General features: G+C 73.0%; 19 protein-coding genes. 3 read left to right on the forward strand and 16 right to left on the reverse strand.

The genetic code is table 11. The features are described 5' to 3' along the window. Positions 1-46: 46 nt before the first annotated feature. From JAO84_RS07200 to JAO84_RS07220, 5 genes are all read right to left on the reverse strand, one after another. Entirely contained in the window at positions 47-634 is a 588-nt protein-coding gene (locus tag JAO84_RS07200; RefSeq protein WP_370416679.1) for a lysophospholipid acyltransferase family protein, read from the reverse strand. A gap of 65 nt (positions 635-699) precedes the next feature. Further along, positions 700-1,365 (reverse strand): (d)CMP kinase, encoded by a 666-nt coding sequence (gene cmk, locus JAO84_RS07205; RefSeq protein ID WP_265865644.1) that lies wholly within the window; start codon positions 1,363-1,365, stop codon positions 700-702. A gap of 144 nt (positions 1,366-1,509) precedes the next feature. Further along, positions 1,510-2,598 carry a prephenate dehydrogenase gene (locus JAO84_RS07210; RefSeq protein ID WP_370411445.1) on the reverse strand — a complete coding sequence of 363 codons (1,089 nt, stop codon included), beginning with the start codon at positions 2,596-2,598 and terminating at the stop codon, positions 1,510-1,512. Then, on the reverse strand, positions 2,595-2,957 hold the full coding sequence (gene aroH, locus JAO84_RS07215) for a chorismate mutase (RefSeq protein WP_265865646.1): 363 nt from the start codon (positions 2,955-2,957) through the stop codon (positions 2,595-2,597). Before aroH ends, JAO84_RS07210 begins: the two co-directional genes overlap by 4 nt. A 101-nt stretch (positions 2,958-3,058) precedes the next feature. Further along, positions 3,059-3,481, reverse strand: coding sequence for a YidB family protein (locus JAO84_RS07220; RefSeq protein WP_370411447.1), 423 nt, complete (start codon positions 3,479-3,481; stop codon positions 3,059-3,061). Positions 3,482-3,584: 103 nt separating this feature from the next. On the opposite strand from JAO84_RS07220, the gene JAO84_RS07225 reads away from it, so the two are divergent. The 3 genes from JAO84_RS07225 to JAO84_RS07235 are packed head-to-tail and all read left to right on the forward strand — an operon-like array spanning position 3,585 to position 5,149. After that, positions 3,585-3,920, forward strand: a complete 336-nt coding sequence (locus tag JAO84_RS07225; protein WP_370411449.1) for a DUF952 domain-containing protein — start codon at positions 3,585-3,587, stop codon at positions 3,918-3,920. Positions 3,921-3,966: 46 nt separating this feature from the next. Next, on the forward strand, positions 3,967-4,425 hold the full coding sequence (locus tag JAO84_RS07230) for a Rieske (2Fe-2S) protein (protein WP_370411451.1): 459 nt from the start codon (positions 3,967-3,969) through the stop codon (positions 4,423-4,425). Positions 4,426-4,435: 10 nt separating this feature from the next. After that, complete coding sequence (locus tag JAO84_RS07235; protein ID WP_370411453.1) at positions 4,436-5,149, forward strand: DNA polymerase beta superfamily protein; 714 nt, start codon at positions 4,436-4,438, stop codon at positions 5,147-5,149. An 11-nt stretch (positions 5,150-5,160) separates the two neighbouring features. Here JAO84_RS07235 and JAO84_RS07240 read toward each other — a convergent pair whose 3' ends face one another. The 11 genes from JAO84_RS07240 to JAO84_RS07290 all read right to left on the reverse strand — a co-directional run bounded on the left by JAO84_RS07240 (position 5,161) and on the right by JAO84_RS07290 (position 16,849). Continuing rightward, complete coding sequence (locus JAO84_RS07240) at positions 5,161-6,174, reverse strand: ADP-ribosylglycohydrolase family protein (RefSeq protein WP_370411455.1); 1,014 nt, start codon at positions 6,172-6,174, stop codon at positions 5,161-5,163. Continuing rightward, positions 6,171-6,914, reverse strand: coding sequence for an NUDIX domain-containing protein (locus JAO84_RS07245; RefSeq protein ID WP_370411457.1), 744 nt, complete (start codon positions 6,912-6,914; stop codon positions 6,171-6,173). The genes JAO84_RS07240 and JAO84_RS07245 overlap by 4 nt, the downstream gene beginning before the upstream one ends. Continuing rightward, positions 6,911-7,990, reverse strand: coding sequence for an AAA family ATPase (locus JAO84_RS07250; RefSeq protein WP_370411459.1), 1,080 nt, complete (start codon positions 7,988-7,990; stop codon positions 6,911-6,913). The genes JAO84_RS07245 and JAO84_RS07250 overlap by 4 nt, the downstream gene beginning before the upstream one ends. Continuing rightward, the gene (gene pnuC, locus JAO84_RS07255; protein ID WP_265865655.1) at positions 7,987-8,649 is read right to left on the reverse strand and encodes a nicotinamide riboside transporter PnuC; all 663 of its coding nucleotides are present in this window, start codon (positions 8,647-8,649) and stop codon (positions 7,987-7,989) included. Before pnuC ends, JAO84_RS07250 begins: the two co-directional genes overlap by 4 nt. A 126-nt stretch (positions 8,650-8,775) precedes the next feature. Continuing rightward, the gene (locus JAO84_RS07260; protein WP_370411461.1) at positions 8,776-9,948 is read right to left on the reverse strand and encodes a pseudouridine synthase; all 1,173 of its coding nucleotides are present in this window, start codon (positions 9,946-9,948) and stop codon (positions 8,776-8,778) included. After that, positions 9,948-10,520: an SMC-Scp complex subunit ScpB gene (scpB, locus tag JAO84_RS07265; RefSeq protein WP_265865694.1), complete on the reverse strand. Its 573-nt coding sequence runs from the start codon at positions 10,518-10,520 to the stop codon at positions 9,948-9,950. The genes JAO84_RS07260 and scpB overlap by 1 nt, the downstream gene beginning before the upstream one ends. 32 nt (positions 10,521-10,552) lie before the next feature. Beyond that, entirely contained in the window at positions 10,553-11,563 is a 1,011-nt protein-coding gene (locus tag JAO84_RS07270) for a ScpA family protein (protein ID WP_370411463.1), read from the reverse strand. A gap of 45 nt (positions 11,564-11,608) precedes the next feature. After that, on the reverse strand, positions 11,609-12,103 hold the full coding sequence (locus JAO84_RS07275) for a hypothetical protein (RefSeq protein ID WP_370416680.1): 495 nt from the start codon (positions 12,101-12,103) through the stop codon (positions 11,609-11,611). Further along, entirely contained in the window at positions 12,100-13,125 is a 1,026-nt protein-coding gene (locus JAO84_RS07280; RefSeq protein ID WP_265865697.1) for a ParA family protein, read from the reverse strand. Before JAO84_RS07280 ends, JAO84_RS07275 begins: the two co-directional genes overlap by 4 nt. 446 nt (positions 13,126-13,571) lie before the next feature. Then, complete coding sequence (gene ald, locus JAO84_RS07285; protein WP_370411465.1) at positions 13,572-14,687, reverse strand: alanine dehydrogenase; 1,116 nt, start codon at positions 14,685-14,687, stop codon at positions 13,572-13,574. Between the two features lie 146 nt (positions 14,688-14,833). Next, a complete protein-coding gene (locus JAO84_RS07290; protein WP_370411467.1) occupies positions 14,834-16,849 on the reverse strand; it encodes a tetratricopeptide repeat protein in 2,016 nt (671 codons plus the stop codon). Positions 16,850-16,882 lie beyond the last annotated feature (33 nt).

The raw sequence follows: 16,882 nt of genomic DNA on the forward strand, positions 1-16,882 counted from the left end.
GTCCTCGGCGGCGTTGAGCTCCGTGGCCCACTACTGAGAGTGTCGCTCAGCGCCCGGTGAGGCGCCTGGCGTTTTTGAGGTGGTCGGTGAGGCGTTCCTGGATGCGGAAGGTCGCCTCGTCCAGCGCCTTGCGGGTGCGCCGGCCGCTGCCGTCACCCGCGTCGAACGGGTCGCCGAAGACGACGTCGACACGGCTGCCGAGGCGGGGCAGCGCCTTGACCAGGCGTCCGGGCGTGTCGGTGCTGCCCAGGACGGCGACCGGGACGATCGGCGCGCCGCTGCGGACCGCGAAGTAGGCGAGGCCGGCCCGCAGCGAGGCGAAGTCGCCCTCGCCGCGGGTGCCCTCGGGGAAGATCCCGAGGACGCCGCCCTGCTCCAGGACGCCGAGGGCGTTGCCTATCGCGGTGCGGTCGGTCGAGTCGCGGTCGACCTTGAGCTGCCCGATGCCCTCCAGGAAGCTGCCGAGCGGCCCCACGAACGCTTCCTTCTTGATCAGGAAGTGCACGGGGCGCGGGGCGGTGCCCATGAGCATGGGGCCGTCGATGTTGTGCGCGTGGTTGACGGCGAGGATGACGGGGCCGGCCGCCGGGACCCGCCAGGCGCCGAGGACGCGCGGCTTCCAGAAGCCGTACATCAGCCCGATGCCGATGCGCCGGCCGACGGCGGCACCCTTTCCGGAGGGCCGCCCGGTGGGCTGGGTCACTTGGTGCCGGTCCGCTTCTCCTCCACCAGGGTGACGACGCACTCGATGACCTGGTCGAGGGTGAGCTCGGTGGTGTCGACCTCGACGGCGTCGCCGGCCTTGGCGAGCGGGGAGGTCTTGCGGCTGGAGTCGGCCGCGTCCCGCTTGATCAGGGCCTGCCGGGTGGCGGCCACGTCGGCGCCCTTGAGCTCGCCGGAGCGGCGGGCGGCTCGGGCCTCGGGCGAGGCGGTGAGGAAGATCTTGAGGTCGGCGTCGGGCAGCACGGTGGTGCCGATGTCCCGGCCCTCGACGACGATGCCGCCCTCGGCGCTCCGGGCGATGGTCCGCTGCAGCTCCGTGATGAGGGCGCGCACCTCGGGGACGGCGCTGACGGCGCTGACCCGGGAGGTGACCTCCTCGGTACGGATGGGGCCGGAGGCGTCGACGCCGTCCACCGTGATGGTGGGGCGGGCGGGGTCGGTGCCGGAGACGATGACGGGCTTGCCGGCGGCGTCGGCGACCGCTTCGGCGTCGTCGACGTCGATGCCGTTGCTGATCATCCACCAGGTGATGGCCCGGTACTGGGCCCCGGTGTCGAGGTAGCTCAGCCCCAGCTTGGCGGCAACCGCCTTCGAGGTGCTCGACTTGCCCGTGCCGGAGGGGCCGTCGATGGCGACGATCACGGTTTCCACGGTGGGGAACGCCTTCCTGGGTGAGCGTGAGGTCCCGGCGGACGCGCGGGGACCTCCCCCAAGGTTACCGAGTCCCCCGCACCCGTTCGGCCCAATGCCCCGCGGGGCCGCACGGAGCGGCCCCGGCGGCCCCCCTCAGCCCTTGCGCAGCGCCCAGCCCCGCTCCTTCAGGGCCGTCTCCAGGACCGGGACCGCCGTCGGCTCGACCATGAGCTGGACGAGACCCGCCTGCTGGCCGGTGGCGTGTTCGATGCGGACGTCCTCGATGTTGACGCCGGCGCGGCCGGCGTCGGCGAAGATGCGGGCGAGCTCGCCGGGGCTGTCGCTGATGAGGACGGCGACGGTCTCGTACGCGGTGGGGGCGGCGCCGTGCTTGCCGGGGACGCGAGCGCGGCCGGCGTTGCCGCGGCGCAGGACGTCCTCGACGCCGGAGGCGCCGGCCCGGCGCTTGGCGTCGTCCTCGGACTCGAGCGAGCGCAGCGCCCGTACCGTCTCGTCGAGGTCGGCGGCGACGCCCGCGAGCACGTCGGCGACCGGCCCGGGGTTGGCGGAGAGGATCTCGACCCACATGCGCGGGTCGGAGGCGGCGATCCGGGTGACGTCGCGGATGCCCTGGCCGCAGAGCCGTACCGCCGTCTCGTCCGCGCTCTCCAGGCGGGCCGCGACCATCGAGGAGACGAGCTGCGGGGTGTGCGAGACGAGGGCGACGGCCCGGTCGTGGGCGTCGGCGTCCATGACGACCGGCACGGCCCGGCACAGCGCGACCAGCTCCAGGGCGAGGTTGAGGACCTCGGTGTCGGTGTCGCGGGTGGGGGTGAGCACCCAGGGCCGGCCCTCGAAGAGGTCGGCGGTGGCGGCGAGCGGGCCGGAGCGCTCCTTGCCGGACATGGGGTGGGTGCCGATGTACGCGGTGAGGTCGAGGTCCAGGTCCTGCAGCTCGCGCTTGGGGCCGCCCTTGACGCTGGCGACGTCGAGGTAGCCGCGGCCGAGCCCGTCCCGGATGGCCGCGGCGAGCGTGCCGGCGACGTGCGCGGGCGGTACGGCGACGATCACGAGGTCGACCGGCCCGGCGGGCGCCTCGTCGGTGCCGGCGCCGAGCGCGGCGGCGGTACGGGCCCGGGCCGGGTCGTGATCGCGCAGGTGCACGGTGATCCCGCGCCCGGCGAGCGCGAGGGCGGCCGAGGTGCCGATCAGGCCGGTTCCGATGACGAGCGCGGTTCTCACTGGGCGATGTCCTTGCGCAGGGCGGCCGCGGCACCGAGGTAGACGTGCGCGATCCGGGACTTGGGCAGTTCCGACTCGACGTGCGCGAGGAGCCGTACGACCCTCGGCATCGCACCCTCGATGTCGAGCTCCTGGGCGCAGATCAGCGGAACGTCCACGATCCCGATGCGGCGGGCGGCCGCGGCCGGGAAGTCGCTGTGCAGATCGGGCGTGGCCGTGAACCAGATGCTGATGAGGTCGTCGGCGGTCAGTCCGTTGCGTTCGAGCACGGCGGTGAGCAGCTCCTCGACCTGCTCGTGCATGTGCCCGGCGTCGTCCCGCTCCAGCTGGACCGCGCCGCGGACCGCTCGTACTGCCACCCTCGTCACTCCTTCGTCGCCTGCGTCGGTGCTCCGGCCAGCCTAGTCAGCGGGCCGGAGCGACCGTGGCGGCGCCCGCTCTCCGAGACGGCGTCGGAGGTTCAGAGATTCTGCTGACGGATGAGGTCTTCCAGGGAGCCGCTGGGCACCTGCCCCTGCGGGGTCAGCTTGTCGACGACCTGCGGCAACTGCTGAGCGATCTCGTCGGCGGCCTGGTCGGGGGTGACGCCGGCCTCGGCGGCGACCTTCTGCAGGGTGTCGTCGGGGAGGGCCTGGGCGATCTGGGCGCCGCTGACGGGCTGGTTGTCGCCGGTGCCGACCCAGGACTGGGCCTGGTCGGCGAGGCCCGCCTTGGTGAGGCCGTCGAGCAGTCCGCCCAGCGGGTTGTTGCCTCCGCCGCCCTTGCTCATGAGCGCGCCGAGCAGGGCGCCGAGGATGTTGCCGCCACTGCCGGAGGCGCTGCCGCCCTGCCGGCCTCCGCCGAGGAGGCCGCCGAGCAGACTGCCGAGATCGTTTCCTGCCATGACCGTGCCTTTCTTCTCTTCCGGTACCGAACACGGCCAATGTCACCCGAACCACTCCACCCCGCCACCCAGCGTAGGCAGCGGGGCGGGGTACAACTGTCGGATGCTGCTGCACGTCGTACCGCTGGACGACTGGTCCGCCGAGCCCGGTCTCCCCTACGCCCCGCCGTCCCTCGCCGCGGAGGGCTTCGTCCACTGCTCACCCGACGAGCGGGCCGCCCTCGCCATCGCGGACGGCCACTACCGGGAGGTGACCGGCCCGCTGCTCGTCCTGGTGATCGACGAGTCGCGGCTCGGCGGGGAGGTCCGCTGGGAAGGCTCCGGGGATGTGCTCTTCCCGCACGTGTACGGGCCGATCGAGCGGTCCGCGGTCACGGCCGTCCTGGAGGTGCGGCGGGACGCGGACGGCCGGGCGAGGGAGCTGGCGCCCCGGGCGTAGGCGTGTTGCGGGCCCCTCGGCCCGCTCCGCGCCCAAGCTGGGCGGCATGACTTCTGACGCGATCGCGCTGCCCCGCCGTACCGTCCTGCGCGCCGGCGCGGGCTCCGCCGCCGCCACTGTGCTGATCACCGGCTGCGGCTCGGACGACGACCCGGGCGGTACGGCGGAGAGTGCGCCCCCTTCGACTCCCGCGGCTCCCTCGACTCCCGCCGCGGCACCGAGCGCGCTGGCCCGGACCGCGGACATCCCGGTCGGCGGCGGCACCGTCTTCAAGGACGAGAAGGTGGTGGTCACACAGCCGGTGGCCGGCGAGTTCAAGGCCTTCTCGGCAGTCTGCACGCACCAGGGGTGCACGGTCGCCAAGGTCGAGAACGGCACGATCGACTGCCCGTGCCACGGCTCGAAGTACCGGATCGCGGACGGTTCGGTGGCCGCGGGTCCGGCGCCGCGGGCGCTCCCGTCCGAGGAGATTAATGTGTCGGCGGGGACGATCACGCTCACCTAACCTGGCGCGCATGAGTCCTGAGGAACTGGTGCGCGACCACACGATCTACTCCTGTGTCATGGGGTCGCGCGCGTTCGGTCTGGCGACCGAGGACAGCGACACCGACCGCCGCGGGGTGTACCTCGCGCCGACGCCGCTGTTCTGGCGCTTCGACAAGCCGCCGGCGCATGTGGAGGGGCCGGCGGAGGAGCAGTTCAGCTGGGAGCTGGAGCGCTTCTGCGAGCTGGCGCTCCGCAACAACCCGAACGTCCTGGAGTGCCTCCACTCCCCGCTCGTCGAGCACGCCGACGCCACCGGCCGCGAACTCCTCGAACTGCGCGGCGCGTTCCTTTCGCGGCGCGCGCACGAGACCTTCGTCCGGTACGCGGGCGGTCAGCGCCGCAAGCTGGAGGCGGACGTACGGCAGTACGGCGCGCCCCGCTGGAAGCACGCGATGCACCTGCTCCGCCTGCTCACCAGCTGCCGGGACCTGCTGCGCAGCGGCGAACTGCGGATCGACGTGGGCGAGGAGCGGGACCGCCTGCTCGCGGTCAAGCGCGGTGAGGTGTCCTGGGCGGACGTCGAGTCCTGGATGAACCGCCTCCAGGCCGAGGCCGACACCGCCCACACCACCAGCCCCCTCCCGGCCGCCCCGGACCGCCCCCGCATCGAGGACTTCCTCACCCGCGCCCGCCGGGCGTCAGTGCAGTGGCACGAGAACGCCGGGCTCGCCGGCCGGCCCTGACCCCGCGGGGCTCACGCGTCCCAGAGCGCGCCGAACGCCAGCAGCTCGTCCCTGTGCTCCACCGCCGACACCCACTCCGCCGGCCAGGCGTCCGCGCCCAGGTGCGCGCCCGCGAAGGCGCCGGCGAGGGCCGCGATGGAGTCGGAGTCGCCGCGGGTGCAGGCGGCGCGGCGGAGGGCGGTCAGCGGTTCGTCGGGGAAGAGCAGGAAGCAGAGCAGGCCGGTGGCGAGGGCCTCCTCGGCGATCCAGCCGTCGCCGGTGTACTCGCAGGGGTCGATCTCGGGGTCGGCGGTCCGCTGGACGGCGTCCAGGCGTTCCAGGACGGCCAGGCACTCGTCCCAGCCGCGCCGGATGAAGTGCGTGGCGTCCGTGTCCTGGGAGCGGGTCCACAGGTCGCCGAGCCAGTGCTCGTGGTAGCGGGAGCGGTTCTCGTACGCGTACGAGCGGAGCTGTCCGACGAGCCCGGTCGGGTCCGCCCCCTGGGCGAGCAGCCACACGGCCCGCGCGGTGAGGTCGGACGCGGCGAGGCCGGTGGGGTGGCCGTGGGTGAGCGCGGCCTGGAGCTGGGCGGCGCCGGACCGCTGCTCATCGGTGAGGCCGGGCACGAGCCCGATCGGCGCGACCCGCATGTTGGCGCCGCAGCCCTTGGAACCGATCTGGCTGGCGACCTGCCAGGCGCGGTCGCCGTCGAGGAGGTGGCAGGCCACCATGCAGGTGCGCCCGGGCGCACGGTTGTTCTCCGGCGAGTGGTACCAGTCGACGTACTCCTCGCGCAGTGGCCGCGCCAGCCGCCGCGGCGCGAGCGGTCCCCGCTCCATGGCGGTCCGGATACCCCGGGCGAAGGCGAGCGTCATCTGGGTGTCGTCGGTGATGTACGCCGTACCCCGCCGCACCGGAAGTTCCATGGCCCGCCAGGGGCCGAACTTCCCGAGGATCTGCGGGACGTCGTTGAACTCCGTCGGAAATCCCAGCGCGTCCCCCAGCGCCAGCCCCACCATCGCCCCGGTCGCGGCCTTCTTCGTCATGCGGTTCGTCCTTCGGGTCGCAGCAGTGGCGGATGCAGGGCCGTGGCCTCGCCCGCCCGGTAGAGGGCGGCCGGTTTGCCGCGGCCGCCGGTGAGGCGCGGGGGGCCCTCCACCGGCCGGACGAAGCCGGGGGTGGCGAGGACCTTGCGCCGGAAGTTGGGGCGGTCGAGGGCGACGCCCCAGACGGTCTCGTAGACCTGCCGCAGCTCGCCGAGGGTGAACTCGGGCGGGCAGAAGGCGGTGGCGAGACAGGTGTACTCGAGTTTGGCGCCGACCCGTTCGCGGGCGTCGGCGAGGATCCGGTCGTGGTCGAAGGCCAGGTCGCGGACGGCGTCGTACGGCTGCCAGCGGGCCTGGGCGGCGTCGCCGCCGCCGCGCGGTTCGGGCAGGTCGGGCACGAGCGCGGTGTACGCGACGGAGACCACCCGCATCCGGGGGTCGCGGTCCGGGTCGCTGTAGGTGCGGAGCTGTTCGAGGTGGAGCCGGGCGGCGGTGGCGCCGGACAGGCCCGTCTCCTCGGCGAGTTCGCGGCGCGCGGCCTGCTCGGCCGACTCGTCGGGCAGCACGAAGCCGCCGGGCAGCGCCCAGGCGCCGGCGTACGGTTCCTGCCCGCGTTCGACGAGGAGGACGTGCAGCCGGCCCTCGCGGACGGTGAGGACGGCGAGGTCGGCGGTGAGCGCGAAGGGCTCGAAGGCGTGCTTGTCGTAGCCCGCCACGCTGCCCCGGTGTGCGGTGGTCATCGGCGCTCCGGCAGAGGATCGGTGAGGTGCCAGCCCTCGGCGAGCAGCGCGTCGACGGCGGCGACGGCGGTCGCGAGGCGTTCCTCGTGCGGGCCGGTGAGGACGACGGTGCGGCGGCCGGTGTGGGCGAGCTGGGTGAGGAAGCGCGCGGTCATCCAGGGCCTCAGGTGCTCGCCGTCGCGCAGGCCGTCGTCCTCGAAGGCGACGCCGCGGTGGTCGGTGAGCAGCCACAGGTGCTGGCGTCCGCGGGCGGCTATCTCGCCGGTGCCGGGGCTGCTCGTGCCCATGTAGCGCTCGTGCCAGATGGTGGTGGCGAAGGCGTCGGTGTCGCAGAAGAGGACGGGTGAGCCGTCGCGGGCGGCCTCCTCCTCCAGTTCGGCCTGGCGGAGCGCGATGACGGGGAAGTCGGCGGAGTGGAAGGCGACGTCGGACCAGTCGGCGCCGGGGCGCTCGGCGCGCAGTTCGGCGAGCTTGAGCTCGCTGTACGCGCGTCCGTACTCGGGCACCCAGCGGGTGCGGGCCCAGACCCCGCCGCGCCGCCGGTAGTGGTCGGCGAGGGCGCGGGCCATGGTGGTGGTGCCGGTGGACTCGGCGCCGAGGACGACGACCCGGCGGGTGAGGGCGGCCCTTACGGGGGCGGCGAGGTGGTCCCAGCAGCCGGCCGGGTCGGCGCGGACGGCGGTGCCGGAGACCGGGTGGGTGCGGCGCTCGGGGTCGACGAGGACGGACGCGGCGCCGAAGCGGCGGCCGAGCTCCTCCCCGTACGACTCGGAGGTGAAGACCGCGTCGACCGGCTCGGGCACGGCGGCCCGGAAGATCTTCATGTGGGCGTCCCACACGTCGGGGTCGTGCAGGTCGACGGGGACGTCGTCGACGGCGCCGACGACGAGCGCGTCGGGGTGGACCTCGCGCATCCAGGCGACCCGGTCGGCGAGCGGCACGGATTCGACGGAGGAGGCGCAGACGAGGACGGTGAGGCGCTCGCAGCGTTCGCGTGCGGTGCGCACGAGGTGGTGGTGGCCGGCGTGCGGCGGATAGAACTTGCCGAGGACGAGCCCGTGGCCGTAGCGCTTCATGCTTCCACCCCCACCACACGCCGGGAGCCCGAGGCGGTGCCCGCCAGGTCGCGGGTCCAGCCGCGCAGGCCGATGACGCACAGGGCCATGAAGCCGACGTACAGCAGCGAGGTCAGGTAGAGCCCCTTGTACGCGTACAGCGGCACGTACACCACATCCGCGGCGATCCAGAGCCACCAGGACTCCAGGCGCTTTCGGCACTGCCCGTAGGTGGCCGTCAGGGACAGGGCGGTGGTGAGCGCGTCCCAGAAGGGGACGGTCGAGTCCGTGGCCCGGTCGAGGAGCAGGGTGAGGGCGAGGGTCCCCACCGCCCCCGCCGCGAGCAGCCAGATCCATTCGGTGCGGCTGGTGCGCCGTACCGGCAGGGTGTCGGAGCCCGGGCCACCCCCGTGGGTCCAGGTCCACCAGCCGTACGCGGCGAGGGCGATGAAGACGAACTGGAGGCCGGCATCGGCGTAGAGCCCGCTCTGGGTGAAGAGCAGGACGAAGAAGAGGTTGTTGGCGATGCCGATCGGCCAGTTCGCGAGGTGCTGGCGGGCGACGAGCCAGACGCAGAGCGCGCCGCTGCCGAAGCCGAGGACCTCGGTCCAGCTGACCGGGGTGTCGAGCAGCGTGAACAGCGGTTGCTGCAACGGTTCCAGGACGTTCGCGAGACTCATCCCCGCCTCCTTTAAGAGTCATCCTGACTATAAATGGCGGCGGGGCTCGACCACAAGTACGAAAGAGGCCCGGGACCGCCTTGCGGGCGGTCACGGGCCTCTCGTGTCCTACGGGACGGGTACGGACTACAGGCCGACTTCCTTCATCAGCATGCCGACCTCGGTGTTGCTCAGCCGGCGCAGCCAGCCCGACTTCTGGTCGCCCAGGGTGATCGGGCCGAAGGCGGTGCGGACCAGCTTCTCGACCGGGAAGCCCGCCTCGGCGAGCATGCGGCGCACGATGTGCTTGCGGCCCTCGTGCAGCACGACCTCGACCAGGTAGTTCTTGCCGGTCTGCTCGACGACCCGGAAGTGGTCGGCGCGCGCGTAGCCGTCCTCCAGCTCGATGCCGTCCTTGAGCCGCTTGCCGACCTCGCGGGGCAGCGGGCCGGTGATGGCGGCCAGGTAGGTCTTCTTCACGCCGTACTTGGGGTGGGTGAGACGGTGGGCCAGCTCGCCGTGGTTGGTGAGCAGGATGATGCCCTCGGTCTCCGTGTCGAGCCGGCCGACGTGGAAGAGCCGGGTCTCGCGGTTGGTGACGTAGTCGCCCAGGCACTGGCGGCCGTCGGGGTCCTCCATCGTGGAGACGACGCCCTCCGGCTTGTTCAGCGCGAAGAACTGGTACGACTGCGTCGCCACTGTCAGACCGTCGACGCGGATCTCGTCGGAGTCCTTCACCCGGAGGCCCTGCTCCAGGACGATCTCGCCGTTGACCTCGACGCGGGCCTGCTCGATCAGCTCCTCGCAGGCGCGGCGCGAGCCGTAGCCGGCGCGGGCGAGGACCTTCTGCAGCCGCTCGCCCTCCTGCTCGGCGCCCGGGAAGGTCTTCGGGGTCTTGATCTGGGGCTTGTTGGCGTACCGCTCGCGGTTGCGCTCCTCCGCGCGGGCCTCGTACTCGCGCGAGCGGGCCGGCGCCGTGCGGCCGCCGCCACGCTTCGGGGACTGCTTGGGGCCGCCCTTGGCGCCGCCGCGGGCCGCATCGCCGCGCCCGCGCTTCGGGGCGTCGCCGCCGGACGAGGGCATGTCCACGTCGTACTGGCGGTCCTCGGGGCGGGGCCGGCGCGGACGGCCGGCACCCTGGCCGCCGCCTTGACCGCCCCGGCCCTGGCCGCCGCCCTGACCGCTCGGACGACCCTGGCCGCCCTGGCCACCGCGCTCGTCGCGGTTGTTGCCCGCGCCCCGGTAGTTGCCGCGGCCGCCGCTCTTGGCACCACGGCTCCCGCCGTTGTTTCCGCTGTTCCTGCCGCTGCTGCTTCGCATCAAACTTCCGTTGTCTCGTCTGCGTGCCCGGCGCCGTCGTCTGCGTCGGGGTCGAACGACGGGACGCCTTCCAGGGAGTCCGCCTCGACCGCTTCCGCCTCGGGGAGGAAGGGCGCGAGCTCCGGGAGCTCGTCCAGGCCGCGCAGGCCCATCCGCTCCAGGAAGTAGTTCGTCGTCCTGTACAGGATCGCACCTGTTTCGGGTTCCGCGCCCGCCTCCTCCACCAGACCGCGCTGGAGCAGGGTGCGCATGACCCCGTCGCAGTTGACCCCGCGCACCGCGGAGACCCGGGAACGGCTGACCGGCTGGCGGTACGCGACGACGGCCAGGGTCTCCAGGGCCGCCTGGGTGAGCCGGGCCTGCTGCCCGTCCAGGACGAAGGCCTCGACGGCGGCGGCGTGCTCGGCGCGGGTGTAGTAGCGCCAGCCGCCGGCGACCACGCGCAGCTCGAAGCCGCGGCCCTGGACGGCGTACTCGTCGGCGAGCTCGCGCAGCGCGAGCGCGACCTCGCGCGGCGTGCGGTCGAGGGCCTTGGCGAGCCGCTCCTCGGTGACGGGCTCGTCGACGACCATGAGGACGGCTTCGAGGGCGGGCTTGAGATCGCTCACGGGGCGTCCTCCTGATCGAATTCGTCGGTGACGGCGGCGGCCGCCGCGGCGCCCGTCTCGCCGCCCGTCCAGGACACGGTGAGGTCCCCGAGGGCGGTCTCCTGGTCGAGGGCGACGGCCTTCTCCCGGTAGAGCTCCAGGAGGGCCAGGAAGCGGGCGACGACCGTCAGGGTGTCGTCGGTGCCGGCCACCAGCTCGCGGAAGCTGAGCGTGCCGCGCTCGCGCAGCAGCGCGACCACGATGCCCGCCTGCTCGCGCACGCTGACCAGCGGGGCGTGGATGTGGTCGACGTACACCTGCGGCTTGGCCTTGGGCTGCATGGCCTTCACGGCCAGCCTGGCGAAGCCCTCGGCGCCGATGGAGATGACGACCTCGGGCAGCAGCTCGGCGTGGTGCGGCTCCAGCCCGACGGTGCGCGGATACCGCCGGCCCTCGCTCTCCCAGCGCTCGGCGAGGATCTCCGCGATCCGCTTGTACGCGCGGTACTGCAGCAGCCGTGCGAAGAGCAGGTCCCGGGCCTCCAGGAGCGCGAGGTCCGCCTCGTCCTCGACCTCGGCGGCGGGCAGCAGCCGCGCGGCCTTCAGATCGAGCAGGGTCGCCGCGACCACCAGGAACTCGGTGGTCTGGTCGAGGTCCCAGTCGGGCCCCATGGCGCGGATGTGCGCCATGAACTCGTCGGTCACCTTGGACAGCGCGACCTCGGTGACGTCCATCTTGTGCTTGGCGATCAGCTGGAGGAGCAGATCGAACGGCCCCTCGAAGTTCGCCAGGCGCACGGTGAAGCGCCCGTCACCGGACTCGGGTGCGGGTTCCAGGACCTCGGGCTCCGCCCGTACGACCTCAGGCTCGGGCTCGGGCTCCGCCTCCACCCGTACGGGCTCCGGCTCCGGCTCGACCGCCACCACGGGCGGCTCCGGCTCCGCCACCGGCATCGGCCCCGCCCCCGGCCCGCGCCCCAGGGCGCGGCGGCGGGGCGGGCGGGACGTTTCGTCAGAGGGAGGGGGCATCGGGGTCCTGGTGGAGCGGGGGTGCGGCAGCTCCGCAGGCTACCGTCAGCGGCCGCGCAGGCGGCGCACGAGGATACTCGCGTCGCCGCGGGACTCCAGGTCCGCGAGGACCACCGCGACCGCCTCGCGGACGATCCGGCCGCGGTCGACCGCGAGGCCGTGCTCGCCGCGCAGCACCAGGCGCGCGTGCTCCAGGTCCATCAGCTCCTCGGCGGAGACGTAGACCGTGATCTTCTCGTCGTGGCGCTCGCGCCCGCTGGGGCGCCGGCTGGCGGCGCGGGCCCGCCGCCGGGCCTGGGCCGGGGTGGCGGAAGGGGCGGCGGCCGGAGCCGCGGCCTTCGGGTCCGCCGTCCGGGCGCGCGGCTCCGTCGGCTCGGCGTCGGCGGCCGCGTGCTCGGCGGATCCCTCGGCCGGCGCGCCGCCGGCCGCGGCCGAGTCGCTCTCGCCCGCCGGGGGCGGAACGGTCCGGCGCGGCGAGGAGGACTGCAGCCCCATGCCCCCGGTCGTACGGAACAGCTCGTCGGCGCCGGGCAGACTCACTCGGCGTGACACCGGGCGAGCACCTCCCTGGCGAGCTGACGGTAGGCCGCGGCGCCCACGCTGTTCGAGGCGTACGTGGTGATGGGCTCGCCGGCGACGGTGGTCTCCGGGAAGCGCACGGTCCGGCCGATCACCGTGTGGTACACGTGGTCGTCGAAGGCCTCGACGACGCGCGCGAGCACCTCGCGCGAGTGCACCGTCCGCGAGTCGTACATCGTGGCGAGGATGCCGTCGAGCTCAAGCTCGGGGTTGAGCCGCTCCTGGACCTTCTCGATCGTCTCGGTGAGCAGCGCCACGCCGCGCAGCGCGAAGAACTCGCACTCCAGCGGCACGATGACCTTGTGAGCGGCCGTCAGGGCGTTGACGGTGAGCAGGCCGAGCGAGGGCTGACAGTCGATCACGATGTAGTCGTAGTCGTTCATCAGCGGCTTGAGGGCGCGCTGCAGCGTGGACTCGCGCGCGACCTCGGAGACCAGCTGGACCTCGGCGGCCGACAGGTCGATGTTGCTCGGCAGCAGGTCCATGTTGGGGACCGCGGTCTTGAGCAGCACCTCGTCCGCCGACATGCCCCGCTCCATGAGCAGGTTGTAGACGGTGAGGTCGAGCTCCATGGGGTTCACGCCGAGGCCGACCGACAGGGCTCCCTGCGGGTCGAAGTCGACGAGCAGCACCCGCCGTCCGTACTCGGCGAGTGCGGCGCCCAGGTTGATGGTCGACGTGGTCTTGCCGACGCCGCCCTTCTGGTTGCACATCGCGATGATCTTCGCGGGTCCGTGGTCGGTGAGCGGGCCCGGGATCGGGAAGTACGGCAGGGGCCGTCCGGTGGGGCCGATCCGCTCGCGGCGCTGGCGGGCAGCGTCGGGTGCGAGGGTGGCCGCGTACTCCGGATCGGGCTCGTACTCGGCGTCGGGGTCGTAGAAGTGCCCCTCGGGCACCTCGTCAAAGGCGGCGAAGTGGGTGGACTCTCGGCCCATCTCGTTGCCGGCCGTGGCGTTCACGTGTAGGCCGTCCGTCATCTTCATCGTATGGGCTGGCGTCATGGTCTGGTGCGTCGCGAAGGTCCGCACCGCGACGGAGCCGATCGGGGCTCCTGGCTGGGCACCCTCGGGAGTAAATGTCGACTCATTCACAAGTCGTCTTACCTCCTTGGATTGACCAGGAACATTTATCGATAGGTCAGCGTGGCACCATGCCGACGGTTGGCGACTCTATGGCGTGTCACCGCTCCGCAGCAACACAATCCGCCGGACCCGGCCCGATGTGTCGGCAACCGAACACCCCGCTGTCAAGGGTGCGCAGGCAGGGAACCGTACGTTTCAGGGGTGCGCGAAACGGTTAAAGAGTTACGTTCGAGGCGAGTTGACCGGGCGTCGGAACGTGGCCGGACACACATCGGGCCGGACCTTGCTCGACAAGGTCCGGCCCGGTGCGCGGGGTTGACGGCGGATGTTGACAGCCGTCCGTCCGATCAGCCCAGGAGGCTGGCCAGCTCGACGTGCTCGTAGCCGTGCGCCTCGGCGACCTCGCGGTAAACGACCTTGCCCTCATGGGTGTTGAGACCCTTGGCGAGCGCGGCGTCGCGGCGCAGCGCCTCGACCCAGCCGTTGTTCGCCAGCGACACGATGTAGGGCAGCGTGGCGTTGGTGAGGGCGTAGGTGGAGGTGTTCGGGACCGCGCCGGGCATGTTGGCGACGCAGTAGAAGACCGAGTTGTGGACCTGGAAGGTCGGCTCGGCGTGGGTGGTCGGGTGGGAGTCCTCGAAGCAGCCGCCCTGGTCGATGGCAATGTCGACAAGGACACTTCCGGGCTTCATCTTGGCGACGAGCTCGTTGGTGACCAGCTTCGGGGCCTTGGCGCCCGGGATGAGGACGGCGCCGACGACGAGGTCGGCCTCGACGACGGCCTTCTCCAGCTCGAAGGCGTTGGAGACGATCGTCTTCACCTTGGTGCCGAAGATCTTGTCGGCCTCGCGGAGCTTGTTGATGTCCTTGTCGAGCAGGGTCACGTGGAAGCCCAGGCCGATGGCGATCTGCACGGCGTTCCAGCCGGAGACGCCGCCGCCGATGACGACGCACTCGCCGGCGTGGGTGCCGGGGACGCCGCCGGGGAGCACGCCGCGGCCGCCGGCCGAGCGCATCAGGTGGTAGGCGCCGACCTGCGGGGCGAGCCGGCCCGCGACCTCGGACATCGGGGCGAGCAGCGGGAGCGCGCGGCTGGCGGTCTCGACCGTCTCGTAGGCGATGGCGGTGGTGCCGGACTCGAGGAGCGCGTCGGTGCACTCCTTGGAGGCGGCGAGGTGCAGGTAGGTGAAGAGCGTCTGGTCCTTGCGGAGGCGGTGGTACTCCTCCGCGATCGGCTCCTTGACCTTGAGCAGCAGGTCGGCGGTGGCCCAGACCTCGTCGGCGGTGGCGAGGATCTCGGCGCCGGCCGACACGTACTCCTCGTCCGTGATCGAGGAGCCGACACCGGCGTTCTGCTCGACGAAGACCTGGTGTCCGTTGCGGACGAGCTCGTGGACACCGGCGGGGGTGATGGCCACGCGGAACTCGTTGTTCTTGACCTCGCGGGGGATGCCGACCTTCATCGTCGATCACGGTCCTTGAATCGGGGGAAACGGGGGTGCACTGCGATACATACCCGGATGCACTACCGCGCACCGGGACAGACCGCGGTCGATCGCGGCGCAACCAGTCTAATGAAGGAGTTCCCGCTGTCTAGCCTTGCAAAGCACTAATCTTCTTCAGAAGCACTGCGGATTTCGTAGGCGGAGGAACCGCTTCCAAGGAGTCTTTCGGCCGCGGACCGGTGCAGCCGGGCCGCGGCGGGGTCGCCGAGCCGGTCCAGGGTGTCGGCCAGCCTGAGCTGGAGCGCCGCCTGCAGCCGTACGTCCTGGGCACGCCGGGCCCAGTCGACCGCCTCCTCGCAGGTCCGCAGGCTCTCCTCGGGCCGGCCCGCGTACTCCTGGACCCGGGCGGCCTCGCTCAACGCCCGTGCGTAGCCCGGGAGATCGGCGAGCCGCCGGTAGCCCGCGGCGGCGGCGCGCCAGTTGCGCAGCGCCTCGCCGTAGCGGCCCGCGTAGGTGTGCACCGCGCCGAGCCGGCCGTAGAGCCGGGCCTGGTCGGCGCGCTCGTCGCGGGCGAGGCGCTGGGCGAGGGCGCGCCCGTACCAGTCGCCGGCCCGCTGCCAGTCCCCCAGCTCCTGATACGCCCCACCTACGGATTCCATTGCGCGGCCGGTCGCATACGGATCATTTGCTCGCCTTCCGGCATCCAAAGCCGACCGATATCGTTGCAGAGCGTCTTCGGTACGTCCGGTCCTGGTGTCCAGGTCGGCCAGGTTGAGCAGGGCCGCGGCCTGCTCCCGGTGCAGTCCGCGCCGCTCGGCGACGTCCAGGACCAGGCGGTGCAGCCCGTAGAGGTCGGGGGCGGCGGCCTCGGCGCCCCGGTGCGCGGTGAGCGCCCGGACCAGGGCCGCGATCAGCCGCCGGGCCAGGGTGTCGAGCTCCCCGTCGGCGACGGCGAGCCGGGCCGCGGCGAGCAGCACCGGACGCCGGCCGTCCAGCCAGGCCCGGGCGGTCGCCGGGTTCGGGAAGCGCAGCGCGCGGGGCAGCCCGGCGAGCTTGCGGCGGGCCGGGGAGCCCTCGGGTTCGGTGACGGCGCGGGCGGACTGCAGCAGCCGCACGGTCCGCTCCAGCATCCGGGCCCGGGCCAGTTGCACCTCGGCCGGCCGGTCGAGCTCGGTCAGCCGCTCGCGCAGCAGCGGCACCAGGTGCCCTCCCACCTCGTACTGCCCCTCCCCGCCGGGCACCTCCCATACGAGACCGAGCGCGGCGAAGTCCGCGAGGGTGGTCGCCGCGGCGGACACCGAGCAGCCGGCGAGCGCGGAGGCGGTGTGGGCGTCGGCCCGGCCGAGCGGGGCGAGCGCCAGATGACGCAGTATCCGGGCGGCCGGCTGCGGCAGCGCCTCGTGCACCAGGGCGAAGGCCCGCTCGACCGGGTCGCCGGTCAGTCCGCGCAGCCGCTTGGTGAGGTCGGCGACCGAGGCCTTGGGCCGGGCGGCGAGCCAGCCGCCGGCCAGGACGAGCGCGGCGGGCAGTCCGCCGCACTCCTCGGCCAGGCTCTCGGCGGCCTGCGGGTCGACGGTGACCCGGACGGAGCCGGTGAAGGCGGTGAGCAGTTCGATGGCCGACTTGGGGTCGAGGCCGCCGACCGTGCAGGGCCGCACGTCCGGGATGCCGGTGAGCGGCCCCCGGGCCACGCCCACCACCAGGGCGTCGGGGTTGTCCGGGAGCAGCGGGTCGACCTGTTCGGCGTCGACGGCGTCGTCGAGCAGCAGCAGCGCCCGGCGGCCGGTGAAGGCGGTGCGGACCAGGGCGGTCAGCTCGTCCTCGGCGGCGCCCGGGGGCTCCTCGACGCCGAGCGCGGCGAGCAGCTCCCGGGCGGCGCGGGCGGTGGGGACGGGGTCGCCGCCGGGCTCGGTGAGCCGGGTCCGGAAGACCCCGTCGGGGTAGTCGGCGGCGAGCCCGCCGACCAGCTCCTCGGCGAGCGCGGTCCGCCCCGAGCCGGGCTTGCCCGCGATCAGCAGGACCCGGGCGCGGGGGGCCTTGCGGCCGGTGAGAGTGTCGAGGCCGGTGCGTTCGATGTCGGCCCGCAGCGCCTTCAACTCCCGCTGGCGACCGTAGAACCGCGAGGCGCCGACCTCCCCCAGGCTCCGTCCGGGGGGACCCCCAACCGCCTGATCCGTCACGGGCCACTCTCCCGTCCACCTGCGCACGACCAT

The organism is Streptomyces fradiae (assembly GCF_041270065.1).
In the GTDB taxonomy this organism is placed as follows: Bacteria; Actinomycetota; Actinomycetes; order Streptomycetales; family Streptomycetaceae; genus Streptomyces.

Bases quoted from the DNA above. Each gene is read 5' to 3' on its own strand.
- JAO84_RS07230 (WP_370411451.1), top strand. From the start codon at position 3,967: ATGACTTCTGACGCGATCGCGCTGCCCCGCCGTACCGTCCTGCGCGCC.
- ald (WP_370411465.1), bottom strand. From the start codon at position 14,687: ATGAAGGTCGGCATCCCCCGCGAGGTCAAGAACAACGAGTTCCGCGTG.
- JAO84_RS07240 (WP_370411455.1), bottom strand. From the start codon at position 6,174: ATGACGAAGAAGGCCGCGACCGGGGCGATGGTGGGGCTGGCGCTGGGG.
- JAO84_RS07220 (WP_370411447.1), bottom strand. From the start codon at position 3,481: ATGGCAGGAAACGATCTCGGCAGTCTGCTCGGCGGCCTCCTCGGCGGA.
- JAO84_RS07200 (WP_370416679.1), bottom strand. From the start codon at position 634: ATGTACGGCTTCTGGAAGCCGCGCGTCCTCGGCGCCTGGCGGGTCCCG.
- JAO84_RS07260 (WP_370411461.1), bottom strand. From the start codon at position 9,948: ATGCGAAGCAGCAGCGGCAGGAACAGCGGAAACAACGGCGGGAGCCGT.
- scpB (WP_265865694.1), bottom strand. From the start codon at position 10,520: ATGGTCGTCGACGAGCCCGTCACCGAGGAGCGGCTCGCCAAGGCCCTC.
- JAO84_RS07245 (WP_370411457.1), bottom strand. From the start codon at position 6,914: ATGACCACCGCACACCGGGGCAGCGTGGCGGGCTACGACAAGCACGCC.
- JAO84_RS07280 (WP_265865697.1), bottom strand. From the start codon at position 13,125: ATGAAGATGACGGACGGCCTACACGTGAACGCCACGGCCGGCAACGAG.
- JAO84_RS07235 (WP_370411453.1), top strand. From the start codon at position 4,436: ATGAGTCCTGAGGAACTGGTGCGCGACCACACGATCTACTCCTGTGTC.
- JAO84_RS07225 (WP_370411449.1), top strand. From the start codon at position 3,585: ATGCTGCTGCACGTCGTACCGCTGGACGACTGGTCCGCCGAGCCCGGT.
- JAO84_RS07270 (WP_370411463.1), bottom strand. From the start codon at position 11,563: ATGCCCCCTCCCTCTGACGAAACGTCCCGCCCGCCCCGCCGCCGCGCC.
- pnuC (WP_265865655.1), bottom strand. From the start codon at position 8,649: ATGAGTCTCGCGAACGTCCTGGAACCGTTGCAGCAACCGCTGTTCACG.
- JAO84_RS07250 (WP_370411459.1), bottom strand. From the start codon at position 7,990: ATGAAGCGCTACGGCCACGGGCTCGTCCTCGGCAAGTTCTATCCGCCG.